The sequence below is a fragment of the Roseomonas alba genome, assembly GCF_019430885.1.
In the GTDB taxonomy this organism is placed as follows: Bacteria; Pseudomonadota; Alphaproteobacteria; order Acetobacterales; family Acetobacteraceae; genus Neoroseomonas; species Neoroseomonas alba.
Window position 1 is genome coordinate 265,526 of sequence record NZ_JAHYBZ010000009.1, and the last position, 15,360, is coordinate 280,885.

Genomic DNA, 15,360 nt, shown 5'->3' on the forward strand with positions numbered 1-15,360 from the left:
GGTACCAGGAGACCGGTTCGATCCGGAGAGGGCAGACCCTCTCCGGATCCGGTGATCAGGCGGCCTTGCGGGCCTGGATCGTCAGTCCCTCGGCGATCTGCACGGCGTTCAGGGCCGCGCCTTTCAGGAGCTGGTCGCCGCAGAGGAAGAAATCGAGGCCGCAATTCCCGAAGACCGGGTTGGCACGGATCCGCCCGGCCTCGACATCGTCCTGGCCGGTCGCGTTGATCGGCATCGGATAGATTCCGTTCTCCGGGTCATCGACCAGCTTCACGCCCGGCGCGTTGCGCAGCACCTCGCGCGCGGCTTCGGGCGTGACGGGGCGCTCGGTCTCGATCGTCACCGCCTCGGCATGCACGCGCATGGTCGGGATGCGGACGGCGGTGCAGGAGATGGGAAGATCGGGAACGCCCATGATCTTCCGGCTTTCCCACACGACCTTCATTTCCTCCCGCGTGTACCCATTGGGCTGGAAGCTGTCGATCTGTGGGATGACGTTGAAGGCGAGCGGCCAGCGGAACACCTCGGCCGCGGGCTTCACGCCCTCGACCAGGACACGGCGGGATTCGCGCTCGAGCTCGGCCATGCCCTCCGCCCCGGCGCCCGAGGCCGCCTGGTAGGTGGACACGATCACGCGCTTCAGGCCGAAAGCCTTGCGCAGGGGCTCCAGCGCGACGACCAGGATCGCCGTGGTGCAGTTGGGATTGGCGATCAGCCGTGCGGTGCCGGCGGCGGCCGCATTCACCTCGGGCACCACGAGCGGGACGTCGTCCTGCAGGCGGAAGGCCGAGGAATTGTCCACCACCGTCACCCCGGCCTCGACCATCTTCGGCGCATGGGCCTTGGCGAAGTCGCCCGAGACGGCGAGCAGGGCGAGGTCGAGGTCGCGCACGGCGGCGTCCGAGAATTCCTCGATCGTGACGTCGCCGAAGGGCGTTTTCGTTTTCGTGCCGGCGCTGCGGGCGGAGGCGAACAGCCTCAGCGAGGTGACCGGGAAGGCCCGGCGCCCCAGAACGTCCACGAGCTCGCGGCCCACCGCACCGGTGGCGCCGACAATACCGACACGCATTGGTCCCTCTCTGTCCTTTCGACGATTGGAAGGGGGAGGTTGTTTAGCGCAAAGCGGCGGGGGGACCAATGTTTCCTTGCCGCCGCGGGGCGAATTCACGGGCGGGGCGGACCCTCGCCGAGGACATGGCTGTCGGCGCCACCGACAGGGCGGCCAGATACCTCCGCTGTGGAAAGGAGAGGGGTTTTGCCCCTCTCGGGCTCACCCCACCAAAGGCCGAAAGGCCTTTGGAAACCGCGACTTGGCGCTGTGCGCCGCTGCCAGAACAGTGCCGAGACCCGCACTTGTGCAGGGAGCGCGCCTGGGGGGGCGCAGCGTGCCCGCGCTGCCCGGCGCCAAAAGGTTGCGTTCCAAGTGCTCCAAGCACTTGGCGGGGTGGTTTGGAGGGGCAGAGCCCCTCCAACGGCAACCGCGGCGCAGGTAGGAACCACCGAAGGCACTGCGCCCCCCATCCCGGAATGGGCGCGCCCGGGGTCGCCTAGGACCGCCCACCCCCGTATAACGCCCGTCCGATTACCCGAGAGTTTCGTGACCGTGACGACCCCGACCCCTGCCGATCTCACCACCGTCAAGGCCTGGCCCTTCGAGGAAGCCCGGAAGGTCGCCGCGCGTCTGGAGAAATCGGGCAAGGGCAGCGCGCTGTTCGAGACCGGCTACGGCCCGTCCGGCCTGCCGCATATCGGCACCTTCGGGGAGGTCGCCCGCACCTCCTGGGTGCGGCGCGCCTTCACGCTGCTGACCGGGCTGCCGTCGCGGCTGATCGCCTTCAGCGACGACATGGACGGGCTGCGCAAGGTGCCGGACAACGTGCCGAACAAGGAGATGCTGGCCCAGCATCTCGGCCGGCCGGTCACGGCGATCCCCGACCCCTTCGGCACCCATGAGAGCTTCGGGCATCACAACAATGCCCGTCTGCGGGCATTCCTGGACGCCTTCGGCTTCGATTACGAATTCGCGAGTTCGTCCGACTACTACAAGTCCGGCCGCTTCGACGACGCGCTGATCCGCATGGCGGAGCAGCACGAGGCGGTCCGCGCGGTGATCCTGCCCACGCTGGGACCGGAGCGGCGCGCGACCTATTCCCCCTTCCTGCCCATCCATCCCAAGACCGGCGTGGTGATGCAGGTCCCGATGGAGGAGGTTCGCCCGGCCGAGGACCTGCTGATCTGGCGCGACCCCGCGGATGGCACCCGGCACGCGACGCGGATCACCGGCGGCCATTGCAAGGCGCAGTGGAAGGCGGATTGGGCGCTGCGCTGGTTCGCCCTCGGCGTGGATTACGAGATGTCGGGCAAGGACCTGATCGATTCGGTGCGGTTGTCCTCGGCGATCTGCCGCGTGCTCGGCGGCGAGCCGCCGGAGGCCTTCACCTACGAGCATTTCCTCGACGAGCAGGGCCAGAAGATCAGCAAGTCGAAGGGCAACGGGCTGACCATCGACGAATGGCTGCGCTACGCGCCGGCCGAGAGCCTGTCGCAGTTCATGTACAACCAGCCGCAGCGGGCGAAGCGGCTCTATTTCGATCAGATCCCGCGCGCGGTGGACGAATACATCCAGCACCGTACCCGGCTGCGCATTGCCGCCGACCCGGCCAACCCGGCCTGGCATATCCATGGCGGGGCGGTGCCGAACGATCCGGAACCGCCGGTCTCCTTCGCCATGCTGCTGAACCTCGCCAGCGTGGTGAATGCGGATGACCCGGAGATCCTGTGGGGCTTCCTCGCCCGCTACGCGCCGGGGGCGACGCCTGCAACCCAACCGCTGCTCGCGAAGTTGGTGGAGCATGCGGTGCATTACTATCGGGACTTCGTCGCGCCCACCAAGCGCTTCCGCGTGCCGACGCAGGCGGAGCGAGAGGCGCTGGCCGTGCTGATGGCCGCGCTGCGCGACCGCGCGACGGACCTCGAGGCCATGGCCCCCGAGGAGCGCGCGAAGGAGATCCAGGACCTGGTCTATGACGCCGGCCGGCGTGAGCCCTTCCTGCAGCCGAACAAGGACGGCTCGGCGGGCGTGTCGCGCGCCTGGTTCAATGCGCTCTACCAGGTGCTGCTGGGGCAGGAGGAAGGGCCGCGCTTCGGGGGTTTCGTCGCGCTGTACGGCATCGCCGGCACGATCGGGCTGATCGAGACGGCGCTGGCACGGGAAACGCCGGCGGCGTGACCATGGGCCGGAGCGCGCTCGCACTCGTCAAGCGGCACGGGGCGACGGTCTTCGGGCTGCTGCTGCTCGGTGCCGCGCTCTATGGGGTCCAGCGGGAATTCCGCACCCTGTCCTGGGCGGACATCAAGGGTGCGCTCGACAATACGCCGCCCGAGGCGCTGTGGCTGGCCGGGGGCTGCACGCTCGCGGCCTATATCGTGCTGACGGCCTATGACCGGCTGGGGTCGGTCTATGCGGGGTATCCGGTCTCCTATCTCAGGACCTCGCTCGCTTCATTCGTCGCCTATTCGCTGGCCAACAATCTGGGCTTCGCGACGGTGTCGGGGGCGGCGATCCGGTATCGCTTCTACGCGGCCTGGGGGCTGCCGCCGCTCGCCATCGCCAAGGTGGTGGCCTTTACCTCGCTCACCTTCGGGCTCGGCGGCTTCGCGCTGGGCGGGCTTGTGCTGATCGCGGAGCCGGAGGTGCTGCCCTTCTTCGGGGATGGCACGCCGCGCTGGGTGATGCAGGCCGCGGGCGCCGTGATGTGGTGCATCGTCACCTCCTACATGCTGCTCGCGCGCTTCGTGCCGCATTTCCGCATCTTCGGGCATCAGATCGACCTGCCGGGCTTCCGCATGGCGGTCGCGCAGACGGCGCTCGCCTCGGCCGATGTCGCGGTCACGGCGCTGGTCTTCTGGATGCTCCTGCCGCATGCGGAGGGGCTGACCTTCCTGCATTTCCTCGGCATCTACGTGCTGGCCTTGTCGGCGGGCATCATCGCCAATGTGCCGGGGGGGATCGGCGTCTTCGACGGGGCGATCCTGATCGGGTTGTCGAACTACCTGGCCGCGCCGGTGGTGATCGGGGCGCTGCTGCTGTTCCGGCTTTACTACTACATCGCGCCGCTGTTCATCGCAGGGCTGATGTTCGCGGGCTTTGAGATCAGCCAGCGGCGGCATCTGATGGAGCGCCTCGCACCGGAGCGCGGGGTGGCCATCTCCTTCGAGGTGCCGGCCATGGCGGCGCTGACCGGCCTCGCGGCGATGACGCTGATCATCATTGGGGCGCTGCCGCCCAAGCCGAACCTGCTGGATGGCATCTTCGACCTGCTGGACGATGCGGCGAGCCATTTCGCGGCGTCTGTGGTCGGCGGGCTGCTGCTGGTCGCGGCCTATGGGCTGATGCGACGGCTGGCGATCGCCTGGTGGGCGACGCTGGCGCTGCTGCTGAACGGTGCAGCGGTGGTCTGGCTGCGCGGCGAGCCCTGGTGGCTGACCGGCGGCTTCCTGCTGCTGGCGGCGCTGCTGACAACGGTGCGGCCGGCCTTTTATCGCAGCGCGCGGCTGACCAAGGAGCCCCTGTCGGCAGAGACCGTCGCCGCACTCGCCGCCCTGTCGTTGAGCGCGTTGACGCTGGCCGGCATCGCCTATGCCGGTCCCTTCGCCGACCTGTCCTGGTGGGGTGTGGTGCTGTCGGGCGATACGCCCGAGACGGTGCGCTTCGCGGTCGGGGTCGCCGGGGTGATGCTGATCGTGGCCGCCGCCGGTTTATTGCGCCCGGCCCGCGTGGTCGCTTTGCCCTATGACGAGGCTGCGCGGCAGCGCCTGGCCGCACTCGGCGCCATGGCGCCGGCCCTCGGCGCCGCGGATGGCGTGATCGAGGGGGAGGGCGGCCGTGCCGCCGTCGCTTTCGTGAAGCGGGATGGCGTCTGGGTCGCCCTGGGGGATCCGGCCGGGGAGGAGCGCGACCGGATCTCCGCGATCTGGCGGTTTCGTGACCTGTGTGACAGCGCGCGCGTGGACCCCGCCTTCTGGCGGGTGGGCGCCGGACTGTTGCGTGTCTATGCTGATATCGGCCTCACATCCCTGCCGCTGGAGGGAAAAGGGCCGGGTCCGCGCTACCTTCTCTGTCGAGCGGAGAGGGACCTCTCGGCGCTGCTGCCGTTGTTGCCGCGTGAGGAGGATGCCCCCTGATCGTCTTGCCAGAGAGGCGACGAGGCGCCATTCCAGCGCCGTGCTTCCCGCCTGACAAGGAGCCCCCATGCGTATCGCCATGATTGGCGCAGGCTATGTCGGCCTGGTGTCCGGTGCGTGCTTTGCCGAGTTCGGCGTCGACGTGACGGTGATGGATGTCGACCCCGACAAGATCGAGGGCCTGCGCGCCGGGCGCATGCCGATCTATGAGCCGGGTCTCGACAAGCTCGTCGCGGAGAATGTGCGCGACGGCAGGCTGACCTTCACCACCGAGCTGTCCGAGGCGGTGAAGGGCGCGGATGCGGTCTTCCTCGCGGTCGGCACGCCGACGCGACGGGGGGATGGCCATGCCGATCTGTCCTATGTCTACGCGGCGGCGGAACAGGTGGCGAAGGCGGCCAGCGGACCGCTGGTGCTGGTGACCAAGTCGACCGTGCCGGTCGGCACGGGGCGCGAGGTGCAGGCCATCGTCCGCCGTGTCCGCCCCGATGCGCAGATCTCGGTGGCGTCGAATCCGGAGTTCCTGCGCGAGGGCAATGCCATCGGCGACTTCATGCGGCCCGACCGCGTGGTGATCGGCGTCGATGACGAACGCGCGGAGACCGTGCTGAAGCGGCTCTATCGCCCGCTCTACCTGATCGAGACGCCGGTGCTCGCCGTGTCGCTCGAGAGCGCGGAGCTGATCAAATACGCCGCCAACGCCTTCCTCGCGGTGAAGATCACCTTCATCAACGAGATCGCGGATCTTTGCGAGAAGGTCGGCGCGGACGTGCATGACGTCGCGCGGGGCATGGGTCTCGACGGGCGCATCGGGCGGAAGTTCTTGCATCCGGGCCCGGGCTATGGCGGGTCCTGCTTCCCGAAGGACACGCTGGCGCTGGCGCGCACCGCGCAGGACTACAGCTCGCCCGTCCGCCTGGTCGAGACCACCATCGCGGTGAACGAATCGCGCAAGGAGCAGATGGCCGATCGCATCCTCGCCGCTCTCGGGGCAGAGGCGAAGGGCAGGCGCGTCGGCGTGCTCGGCGTGACCTTCAAGCCCGAGACGGACGACATGCGCGATGCGCCGTCCCTCGTCATTCTGCCGAAGCTGGTCGCGGCGGGTGTGGAGGTCACGGTCTTCGATCCGCAGCCAGGCCATGCGCGCCAGGCGCTCCCGGCCGCCGTGCGCTTTGCCGACAGCGCCATGGGCGCGATCGAGGGCGTGGATGCGGTGGTGGTGCTGACGGAGTGGAATGAGTTCCGCGCCTTGTCACCCGACCGCCTCAAGGCCGCCATGAAGGGCGGTATCGTGCTCGACCTGCGCAATGTCTGGGACCCGGTTGCGATGCGCGCGGCCGGCCTGACCTATTCCTCCATCGGCCGCCCGTAACGGAGTGACCATGACCGCTTTCCGTCACCGCTTCGACCCGACCTCGCTGCGCGAATACGACATCCGCGGCATTGTCGGGAAAACGCTGAAGCCCGAGGATGCCTTTGCCATCGGGCGCTGCTTCGGCAGCATCGTGGTGCGCGGCGGCGGCAAGCGCGTCGCGGTCGGCTATGACGGGCGCCTGCATTCGCCGGAGCTTGAGGCGCAGCTCGTCGCCGGCCTGCGGGCGTGCGGGCTGGAAGTCTGCCGCATCGGGCTGTGCGCGACGCCGATGCTGTATTTCGCGGCCTATGACCTTCAGGCCGATGGCGCGGCAATGGTGACGGGCAGCCACAACCCGCCGGACTACAACGGCTTCAAGATGATGATCGGCAAGAAGCCCTTCTACGGCGCGCAGATCCAGGAGATCGGGCGCATGGCCGCGGAAGGCGACGTGGTGCCGGAGCAGGCGGGCAGCGACCGCGAGGTCGATGTCGCCGAGCGGTATGCCGACCGCGTGCTGCAGGACTGGGACGGTGGCGACCGGAAGCTGAAGGTGGTGTGGGACCCGGGCAATGGGTCCTCGGGGCCGATCACGCGCGCGCTCGCCGCGCGCCTGCCGGGGACGCATTTCGTCATCAACGGCGATGTGGACGGTACCTTCCCGAACCACCATCCCGACCCGACGGTGGCGAAGAACCTCGAACAGCTCATCACCGAGGTGAAGCGCGAGAAGGCCGACCTCGGCATCGCCTTTGACGGCGATGGCGACCGCATCGGCGTGGTCGATGATGAAGGCCACATTCTGTTCGGCGATCAGCTTCTCGTGGTGCTGGCGCGCGATGTCCTGAAGTCGAAGCCGGGCGGGATGATCATCGCCGACGTCAAGGCATCCCAGGTGCTGTTCGACGAGGTGGCGAAGGCCGGCGGCACGCCGCTGATGTGGAAGACCGGCCATTCGCTGATCAAGGCGAAGATGGCCGAGACCGGCAGCCCGCTCGCCGGTGAGATGTCGGGCCACATCTTCTTCGCCGACAAATGGTACGGCTTCGATGACGCGCCGTATTCCGCGGTCCGGCTGCTCGGCATCGTCGCGCGGATGACGGAGAAGCTGTCGGAAGTCCGCGCCGCCCTTCCGCAGGTGATTAATACGCCGGAGCTGCGCTTCAACTGCGAGGAAGCCCGCAAGTTCCAGGTGGTGCAGGAGGTGAAGGACCGCCTCGCCGCCGAGGGTGCCAAGGTGCAGGACGTGGACGGCGTGCGCGTGCTGACCGATGACGGCTGGTGGCTGCTGCGGGCGTCCAACACCCAGGCGGTGCTGGTCGCGCGCTGCGAGGCGACGAGCGAGGCGGGCCTCGAACGGCTGAAGGCGCAGCTCGTGAAGCAGCTCGTCGCCAGCGGGCTCGAGGCGCCGGACTTCTCCGGCGAGAATGCGGGGCACTGAGCGCACCGCTCTTCCTCTACGGGACGCTGCTCGATCCCGATGTGCTGGCCCGGGTTTCGGGCGAGCCGGGGCTGGTGCGGCGGCTGGCGCCGGCGCGGCTGGCAGGGTGGCGACGGGTGTTCCTGCGCGGCACACCCTATCCGACGCTGATCGGCGATGCGGATGAGGCCGTGGACGGCGCCGTGCTGCGGGTGGGGCCGGCCATCCTGGCTCGGCTCGCGACCTATGAAGGCCGCGACTACGTGCTGACGCCGGTCACGGTGACGACCGCGCGCGGAGCGGTGCGGGCACGCGCCTGGATTGCATCGGTCTGGCGTGCGGAGGTCGCGCGCGGCTGGCCATAGTGGAACCGGGGGCTTTGCCCCTCTCCAATCCGCCCTTCACGGCACGGCGCGCGCCGCCTCGACGCCGCTGAGCCACGCCCCGGCCACCGTCGCAGCGAAGCGCGGGTGGCAGGCCTCCCCGGCGAAGCACAGCCGGCCATCGGCGAGCGGCCGCCCCAGTGTGGTCCGCGCGGCCCGAGCGCCAGGCACGGCATGGCTGTAGGCGCCGTGGAACAGCGGATCCTCCGCCCAGCGCGTCACGGTGACGGGACCGAGTGCCGCGGCGGCGCGGGCGCCGAAGAGCTTGGTGGCTTCCGCGCGGGCCTCGGCTTCGGCGCGGCGCGGATCGCCGGCGAAGGACCAGGCGCGGGCGCCGCCGCAGAAGGCGATCATCAGCGGGTCGCCGAACAGACGCGATACCCAGGACATCGGGCTGTCGCCGTCATGCTCGACGGCGCGGTGCTGGGTGACGAAGGGGGGCAGGTCGGGGGCATCCGGGCTGTCGGCACGGAAGGCGATCTTGGTCAGCAGGCCGAGCGGGAGGGCGTGGATCGCGTCCTGTGTCTCGGCCGGCAGGGGCGGGTCGAAGGCGATGCCTTCGGCGGCGAGCACGCCGGTCGAGACGGTGACGATCGCGGCGCGTGCGGCGAGGCTGCCAAAGGGGCCTTCGGCGGTGATCTCCCGTGCGCCCCAGTGCAACCGGGCGACAGGGGCGTCAAGGCGGATGGGCAGGCCATCGGCTAGGCGCGCGACGAGCCCGCCGATGCCCTGCCGCAGGATCAGGTTCGGGCCATCGAGCGCCGTCGCGGCGAAATCGTGAAGCGACATCAGGGAGAGTTCGGCGGCGCAGATCTGCGAACCCTCCCAATGCGCGACCGTCGGGTTCCAGGGGCCGCCGCGCGGGGCGGCCTTGGAGGCCGGGCGATCGGGCATGCCGTCCCGGGCCGCAGCGTCGATGACGGCCCAGAAGGCATCGTCGGCGGCAGCGAAGGCGGCGCGCTCCTCGCGCGTGGCTTGGCGACCGTGCAGGAGAATCCGGCGCTCGCGGACACTGTCATGGTCGAGGGTCTCGAGACCGAGCGCTGCGGCGAGCGGCCTCAGCGGATTGTCATGCGCCTGGTGCAGCCAGGATGCGCCGTGGTCGAAGGGCAGGCCGAGGCTGGCGCTCTCGGTCCAGGCGCGGCCGCCGACGCGCGGGCCTGCCTCCAGAACGATGCAGGAACGGCCGCGCGCGGCGAGCTCGCGCGCCGCGGCGATGCCCGCACAGCCGGCGCCGATGACGAGCACGTCTGGATCGGAGGGGAACATGGCCGCATCATGCCGCGACTGAGTGAAGGGATGAACCATGCTGCAAGCGCCACCCGCCGAACCCGGCATGCGCGAGGATGAGGTCGATACGCCGGCGCTGCTGATCGACCTCGATGCCTTCGAGCACAACCTGGACACCATGGCGGCATTGCTGGCGCCCACGGGTGCGAAGCTGCGCGCCCATGCCAAGACGCACAAATCGTCGGTGATCGCGAAGCTGCAGATGGCGCGCGGCGCGGTCGGACAATGCGTGCAGAAGGTGGGGGAGGCGGAGCAGCTCGCCTGGGGTGGCATTCCGGACGTGCTGGTGACGAACCAGGTCGTGGCGCCGAGGAAGCTGGCGCGACTCGCGGCCCTGGCGGGCATCTGCAAGGTCGGGCTGTGCACGGATGACCCGGCGCAGGTCGCGCTGGCGGAACAGGCCGCGGAAGCCGCCGGCGTGCGCCTGCCCGTGCTGGTCGAGATCGATGTCGGCATGGGCCGCGCCGGAGTGGAGCATGGTCCCGCGGCCGTCGCGCTGGCGGAGAGGATCGCGGCGAGCAAGCACCTGATGTTTGGTGGGCTGCAGGCCTATCACGGGAGCGCGCAGCACATTCGCGCGCCGGAAGCGCGCGCGGCGGCAATCGCCGAAGCCGTGGCGCGGTCGCGCCGAACCGTGGAGCAGTTGAAGCAGAGAGGTCTCGACTGCCCGATCGTCGGCGGCGCGGGAACCGGCACCTTCCGCCATGAAGCGACCAGCGGCGTCTATACGGAAATCCAGGCCGGGTCCTACGCCTTCATGGATGTGGACTACGCGAAGAACGACGATGCGCCGCCCTTCCGGCAGTCGCTGTTCGTGCTGAGCCAGGTGATGTCGCGCGCGACGCCGGGCGTCGCCGTGGTGGATTGCGGGCACAAGGGCGTGTCGGTGGATTCCGGCATGCCGGGCGTGTGGGAACGGCCGGGGCTGCGCTATGCGGGGGCCTCGGACGAGCACGGCAAGATCCTGATCGAGGACGGAACCGCGCCGGCGCTGGGCGAGAAGTTGCGTCTTGCGCCCGGTCACTGCGACCCGACGGTCGATCGCTACGACTGGTATGTCGGCGTGCGGAAGGGGCGGGTGGAATGCCTGTGGCCGATCGCGGCGCGGGGTGCGATGGCATGAGTGGCGTGGCGCCGACCCCCTTCGATCCGGCGCGACTGCCGGAGGAGGATGAGGCGCCGCCGCCCCAGATCCTGCATTCGCGCGACCTGGCCGACGCCGCGCCTGGCGAGGCGCCGGACTACGACTACAATTTCCTCGACTACCTGTTCACCGAGGAGACTTGGAGCGTCGGCGCGCGCGCCTATCTGGGCGAGCCGGGTGCAGTCCATGTCGGCTTGCCGCGTGCGGAGTTGGCACAGCCGGACTTCGCGGCCGTGCTGATCTACCTGCAAAGGCGCTTCGCGGTGATCCGGTGCCTGGAGGCGGATGGCTACCGCGACGCCTGGGTCGCGGTCTGATCCGTCACTGGCTCGCCCAGATGATCCGGTGCATCCAGGTGATCTCCGGCAGTTCGAAGCTGTAGGAGGGATGCGCCGGGTTCAGGCTGGCCAGCTCGATGCGCTTGGCTGACTGGCGGCGCAGTTCCTTGGCCATCACCTCGCCCTTCTGGGTGCGCACCACCACGCGGTCGCCGCGGCGCACCGGCGCGGCGGGGGAGACCACCACCACATCGCCGTCGCGGAAGACGGGTTCCATGGACTCGCCGGAAATCTCGAGGGCGTAGGCGTTGGGGTCGCCGATCTCGGGCAGGGAGATCTCGTCCCAGGACCCGCCGACCGGATAGCCGCCATCGTCGAAATAGCCCTCGCCGCCGGCCTGGGCGAGGCCGATGAGGGGAATGCGGCGGCCGGCGCCAACCCGGCCGCTGCCGCCGCGGGGCAGGGCAGGCAGGCCGGAGACAAGGGAGGCGAAATCCTCGATCCCCCGCCCGGTCGCGGTGAGGACCTTGGCGACGCTCTCGGTCGAGGGCCAGCGCGCGCGGCCATCGGCGCCGATGCGCTTCGAGGGGTTGAAGGCGGTGGGGTCGAGCCCGGCCTTGCGCGCCAGGCCCGAGGCCGAGAGCCCGTGCTCGGCTGCGAGGGCATCGAGGGCGCGCCAGATGTCGTCGTGCCGCATGGGTGGTGGGGGTTCCTTGCTCCGGTCCTGGTGGAGGACGCGAATCCAGATGCTGTGTCGTTCCTGGGCAACCTATCCTAGGTTTTGTTTCGCGAAGCAACAGGTAGATTTTCCTTTTTGGACTTGCCGGCCGCAACTGTCGCGGTTAATGTTCTTGTATTGTTCACCTATCAGGCGAGATCCCCCCATGCGCCCTGCCCCCCGCACCAGCCATGCGCCCCGCTACGCCAGCATCACCGCCGCCGAGCCCTTCCGCTCGGCCGAGGAAGCCTGGTTCTGGACTATGTCGGCGCTGATCGCCCGGCGCGACGGCGCGCGCATCGCCGCCGGCCGCGGCGAGAAGGTCCGGCCCTGTGAACCCGACGACGTGATCAAGTGCCTCGACCGGCTGTATCGCCATCGCCGGATCGATCTGATCCATGCGCGCGTCATGCGCGTCTGGGGCGAGCGCGGCCAGGCGCCCGACCCGCGGCACCTGTCCGAGCGTGCCGACGCGGCGCAGTGGCGTGAGGCGATGAATCGCCTGGAATGGCCGCTACGGGTCAAGGGAATCGTTGCGTGAGGCCGGGTTTGCGCGCGGCGCGCGAGGCGGGGCAGGAGGTCTGGATCGCCTTCGGCGGCGACGCCGACCAGCCCTGGCTGCGGCCCCTGCGCCGTGGCTTCCGGCACTGCTTCGCCGCGTTGCGTGACGAGGCCGGCTGGACGGTGCTGGAGCCCCTGTCGGGCCGGCTGGTGGTGATGCGCCTTGCGGTCCCGGCGGGTTTCGACCTGCCGGGATTCTACGTGCGCGCGGGGCTGGTCGTGGCTGGGCCGTTCGAGCCCGGGCCGCCCCTCGCCACGCGGCTGCCGGGGCTGCTGCCGATGAACTGCGTGGGGCTGTGCCGGGCTGTGCTGGGCGCCGGCGCGCCCTTCGCGCTGACCCCCTGGGGGCTGTTCCGGCGGCTCACGAAGATTCGTGGCGAATATAGGAAAAAAGTCTTGACCGCGGCCGCGGGCTGATCTATCACCCCTCTCGCCAAGGGGCGATCTGCGCCCGATGGCCTTCCTCCCGTTCCCCCCGAAGACTTGCGCGGGCCCGCTCCTCCTCATCGAGGGGCGGGCCCGCGGCTTTTTGGGGCCACGCGGAGGGAGATCCCTCCCTGCATCCGAAGAGGAGCCGCGCGCGCATGGGTGGCCTGTTCCGAGCCCCGAAGCCTGTCGTCGTCGCGCCGCCGGCCGCGGCGGCGACGACCACCACCGACCCGGCGCAGGCCGCCGAGGAAACCGCCGCCGCGTCCCGCGCCGAGGCACGCAGCCGCGCCACGCGGGGTCTTGCCGGCACGATCGCCACTTCGGCCCGCGGCCTGCTGGACGCGCGGCCCGATTTCGCCGCGACCCGCAAGTCGCTGCTGGGGGAATGACGCCATGACGCCGGAGGACATCCTGGCGCGCCAGGCGCGCGCCATCGACCGTCGCCGCGACCAGGACGCGCTGTGGCAGGATTGCTACGACCACGTGCTGCCGCCGGCGACCGGCGGGCGCGTCGCGCTGTATGACGCGACGGCCGCCGATGCGGCGGAACAGCTCGCCGCCTCGCTGCTCGCCGAGCTGACGCCGCCCTGGTCGCGCTGGTTCGGCCTCGCGCCCGCACGTTCGGTCGAGGGTGATACCGACGCTGCCATGGCGCTGGAAGATGCGGCCGAGACGCTGCAGGGGCATTTCGACCGCTCCAACTTCGCGCTCGAGATGCACCAGGCCTTCCTTGACCTGGTCATCGCCGGCACGGGCGTATTGCTGGTCGAGGAAGCGCCGCTCGGCGAGGCCTCCGCGCTGCGCTTCACCGCCGTGCCGCTGCGCGAGGCGGTGCTGGAGGAAGGACCGTCCGGCCGGCTCGACACCGTCTATCGGGCCGCGCGGCTGACCGAGGCAGAGCTGCGCCGCCGCTATCCCGCCGCGCCGCTGCCGCCGGTATCCGACGACGATGCCGACCAGCCGCGCCATCGCGTCGTCGAGGCGGTGTGGCCCGACTGGAACGGAACCCGCTTCATGGCCATTGCCGCGACGGAGTCCGGTCCCGTCGTGCTGGCCGAGGGGCGCTTCGCGGAGAATCCCTTCATCGCCTTCCGCTGGCTGAAGGCGCCGGGCGAGACCTATGGCCGCGGCCCCGTCGCCAAGGCACTGCCCGACATCCGCACCGCAAACAAGGTGGTGGAGCTGGTGCTGAAGAACGCCTCCATCGCCGCGACGGGGATCTGGCAGGCCGATGATGACGGCGTACTGAACCCGGCCACGGTGCGGCTGGAACCGGGGGCGATCATTCCGAAGGCGCCCGGGTCGGCGGGGCTGACGCCGCTCGCCGCGCCCGGGAATTTCGACGTCTCGCAGCTCGTGCTGTCGGACATGCGGTCGCGCATTCGCGGCGCGCTGCTCGCCGACCGGCTCGGCCCGCAGCGCAAGGACAACATGACGGCGACCGAGGTGCTGGAACGCGCGGCGGAGACCGCGCGGCTGCTCGGCGCCACCTATGGCCGCTTGCAGTCGGAACTGCTGACGCCGCTGGTCTCGCGCTGCCTCGCCATCCTGCGCCGGCGCGGGGAGGTGCCGCCGCTGCTGCTCGGTGGGCAGGAGGCGGTGCTGCGCTACCGCAGCCCGCTCGCCCAGGTGCAGGGGCGCGCGGATGCGGCGAACACGCTGCTGTTCCTCCAGGCGGTGCGGGCCATGGGCAACGAGGCCATCGCCCAGATCGACATGCCCGCGGCGGCGCGCTGGCTCGGACGCACGCTGTCCGCGCCCGCCGAGATCGTCCTTCCCCCCGTTCAACCCCACAAGGAGTGAGCCCATGCCCGAGGATCTGCTGGAGACCGCGCTCGCCGCTGACGCCGCGCCGCAGAAGGGCGCGCGGCCCGAGGATGTGCCCGAGAAGTTCTGGGATGCCGAGACCGGCACGCTGCGCATCGACGCGCTGCTGAAGTCGTATCGCGAACTGGAGAAGCGCCTGTCCCAGCGCATCGCCCCGCCGGGCGAGGATGCGCCGGAGGAGGAGCGTATCCGCTTCCGCCGCGCCATCGGCGTGCCGGATGCGCCGGACGGCTACGCGATCGAGGCGAAGCATGAGCTGTGCTGCGCGGATGACGCGATCAACCAGCGCCTGCACCAGGCCGGCTTCAGCCAGCCGCAGGCGCAGCTCGTCTACGACCTGGCGGCGGAGCGCCTGCTGCCGCTGATCGCCGAAGCCGCCGGCCAGTTCGAGGCCGACCGCCAGGTCGAGACGCTGCGCGCGCATTTCGGCGGCGAGGAGCGCTTCCGTCGCGTCGCGCAGCAGATCACGGCCTGGGGCAAGGCGAAACTGCCCGCGCCGGTGATGGAGGCGCTGTCCACCACCGCCGAGGGCGTGATCGCGCTGCATCGGATGATGGAGGCGAAGGAGCCGGGCCTCGCGCCGCGCGCGGATGCGACGGGCGCGGCGGATGAGGGCGAGTTGCGCGCGATGATGCGCGACCCGCGCTACTGGCGGACGCGCGAGCCGGAATTCGTCAAGCGCGTGACGGATGGGTTCCGGCGGCTGGTGGGCGGGGCTTCGTAGGCTCGCGGCTGGGTCGGCCGTTCGCGAAGCGCGGAGGCCGATCCGCCT

15 protein-coding genes are annotated in these 15,360 nt (G+C 70.1%); 12 read left to right on the forward strand and 3 right to left on the reverse strand.

The features are described 5' to 3' along the window. Positions 1-55 precede the first annotated feature (55 nt). The gene (locus KPL78_RS24245; RefSeq protein WP_219765550.1) at positions 56-1,069 is read right to left on the reverse strand and encodes an aspartate-semialdehyde dehydrogenase; all 1,014 of its coding nucleotides are present in this window, start codon (positions 1,067-1,069) and stop codon (positions 56-58) included. A 534-nt stretch (positions 1,070-1,603) separates the two neighbouring features. On the opposite strand from KPL78_RS24245, the gene KPL78_RS24250 reads away from it, so the two are divergent. The 5 genes from KPL78_RS24250 to KPL78_RS24270 all read left to right on the forward strand — a co-directional run bounded on the left by KPL78_RS24250 (position 1,604) and on the right by KPL78_RS24270 (position 8,323). After that, positions 1,604-3,229, forward strand: a complete 1,626-nt coding sequence (locus KPL78_RS24250) for a lysine--tRNA ligase (RefSeq protein ID WP_219765638.1) — start codon at positions 1,604-1,606, stop codon at positions 3,227-3,229. Positions 3,230-3,231: 2 nt separating this feature from the next. Continuing rightward, positions 3,232-5,184 carry a phosphatidylglycerol lysyltransferase domain-containing protein gene (locus tag KPL78_RS24255; RefSeq protein ID WP_219765639.1) on the forward strand — a complete coding sequence of 651 codons (1,953 nt, stop codon included), beginning with the start codon at positions 3,232-3,234 and terminating at the stop codon, positions 5,182-5,184. 67 nt (positions 5,185-5,251) lie between these two features. Then, the gene (locus tag KPL78_RS24260; RefSeq protein ID WP_219765551.1) at positions 5,252-6,556 is read left to right on the forward strand and encodes a UDP-glucose dehydrogenase family protein; all 1,305 of its coding nucleotides are present in this window, start codon (positions 5,252-5,254) and stop codon (positions 6,554-6,556) included. A gap of 10 nt (positions 6,557-6,566) precedes the next feature. Then, entirely contained in the window at positions 6,567-7,979 is a 1,413-nt protein-coding gene (pgmG, locus tag KPL78_RS24265) for a phosphoglucomutase/phosphomannomutase PgmG (RefSeq protein ID WP_219765552.1), read from the forward strand. After that, the gene (locus KPL78_RS24270) at positions 7,976-8,323 is read left to right on the forward strand and encodes a gamma-glutamylcyclotransferase family protein (protein WP_255569410.1); all 348 of its coding nucleotides are present in this window, start codon (positions 7,976-7,978) and stop codon (positions 8,321-8,323) included. The genes pgmG and KPL78_RS24270 overlap by 4 nt, the downstream gene beginning before the upstream one ends. Positions 8,324-8,359: 36 nt before the next feature. Here KPL78_RS24270 and KPL78_RS24275 read toward each other — a convergent pair whose 3' ends face one another. Further along, complete coding sequence (locus tag KPL78_RS24275) at positions 8,360-9,610, reverse strand: flavin monoamine oxidase family protein (RefSeq protein WP_255569380.1); 1,251 nt, start codon at positions 9,608-9,610, stop codon at positions 8,360-8,362. Between the two features lie 37 nt (positions 9,611-9,647). Here KPL78_RS24275 and KPL78_RS24280 point away from each other — a divergent pair, with 37 nt between their 5' ends. Both KPL78_RS24280 and KPL78_RS24285 read left to right on the forward strand, forming a co-directional pair. Next, positions 9,648-10,754, forward strand: coding sequence for a DSD1 family PLP-dependent enzyme (locus tag KPL78_RS24280; RefSeq protein WP_219765555.1), 1,107 nt, complete (start codon positions 9,648-9,650; stop codon positions 10,752-10,754). Between the two features lie 5 nt (positions 10,755-10,759). After that, positions 10,760-11,092 (forward strand): hypothetical protein, encoded by a 333-nt coding sequence (locus KPL78_RS24285; protein WP_219765556.1) that lies wholly within the window; start codon positions 10,760-10,762, stop codon positions 11,090-11,092. A 4-nt stretch (positions 11,093-11,096) separates the two neighbouring features. On the opposite strand, the gene KPL78_RS24290 is transcribed toward KPL78_RS24285, so the two are convergent. Next, positions 11,097-11,750 (reverse strand): S24 family peptidase, encoded by a 654-nt coding sequence (locus tag KPL78_RS24290; protein ID WP_219765557.1) that lies wholly within the window; start codon positions 11,748-11,750, stop codon positions 11,097-11,099. 187 nt (positions 11,751-11,937) lie between these two features. On the opposite strand from KPL78_RS24290, the gene KPL78_RS24295 reads away from it, so the two are divergent. From KPL78_RS24295 to KPL78_RS24315, 5 genes are all read left to right on the forward strand, one after another. Then, positions 11,938-12,312, forward strand: a complete 375-nt coding sequence (locus tag KPL78_RS24295) for a hypothetical protein (RefSeq protein ID WP_219765558.1) — start codon at positions 11,938-11,940, stop codon at positions 12,310-12,312. Then, on the forward strand, positions 12,309-12,749 hold the full coding sequence (locus tag KPL78_RS24300; protein ID WP_219765559.1) for a hypothetical protein: 441 nt from the start codon (positions 12,309-12,311) through the stop codon (positions 12,747-12,749). Before KPL78_RS24295 ends, KPL78_RS24300 begins: the two co-directional genes overlap by 4 nt. 167 nt (positions 12,750-12,916) lie before the next feature. Next, positions 12,917-13,150, forward strand: coding sequence for a hypothetical protein (locus tag KPL78_RS24305; RefSeq protein ID WP_219765560.1), 234 nt, complete (start codon positions 12,917-12,919; stop codon positions 13,148-13,150). Positions 13,151-13,154: 4 nt separating this feature from the next. After that, on the forward strand, positions 13,155-14,564 hold the full coding sequence (locus KPL78_RS24310; RefSeq protein ID WP_219765561.1) for a portal protein: 1,410 nt from the start codon (positions 13,155-13,157) through the stop codon (positions 14,562-14,564). Between the two features lie 4 nt (positions 14,565-14,568). Beyond that, positions 14,569-15,312 carry a capsid assembly protein gene (locus KPL78_RS24315; protein WP_219765562.1) on the forward strand — a complete coding sequence of 248 codons (744 nt, stop codon included), beginning with the start codon at positions 14,569-14,571 and terminating at the stop codon, positions 15,310-15,312. Positions 15,313-15,360 lie beyond the last annotated feature (48 nt).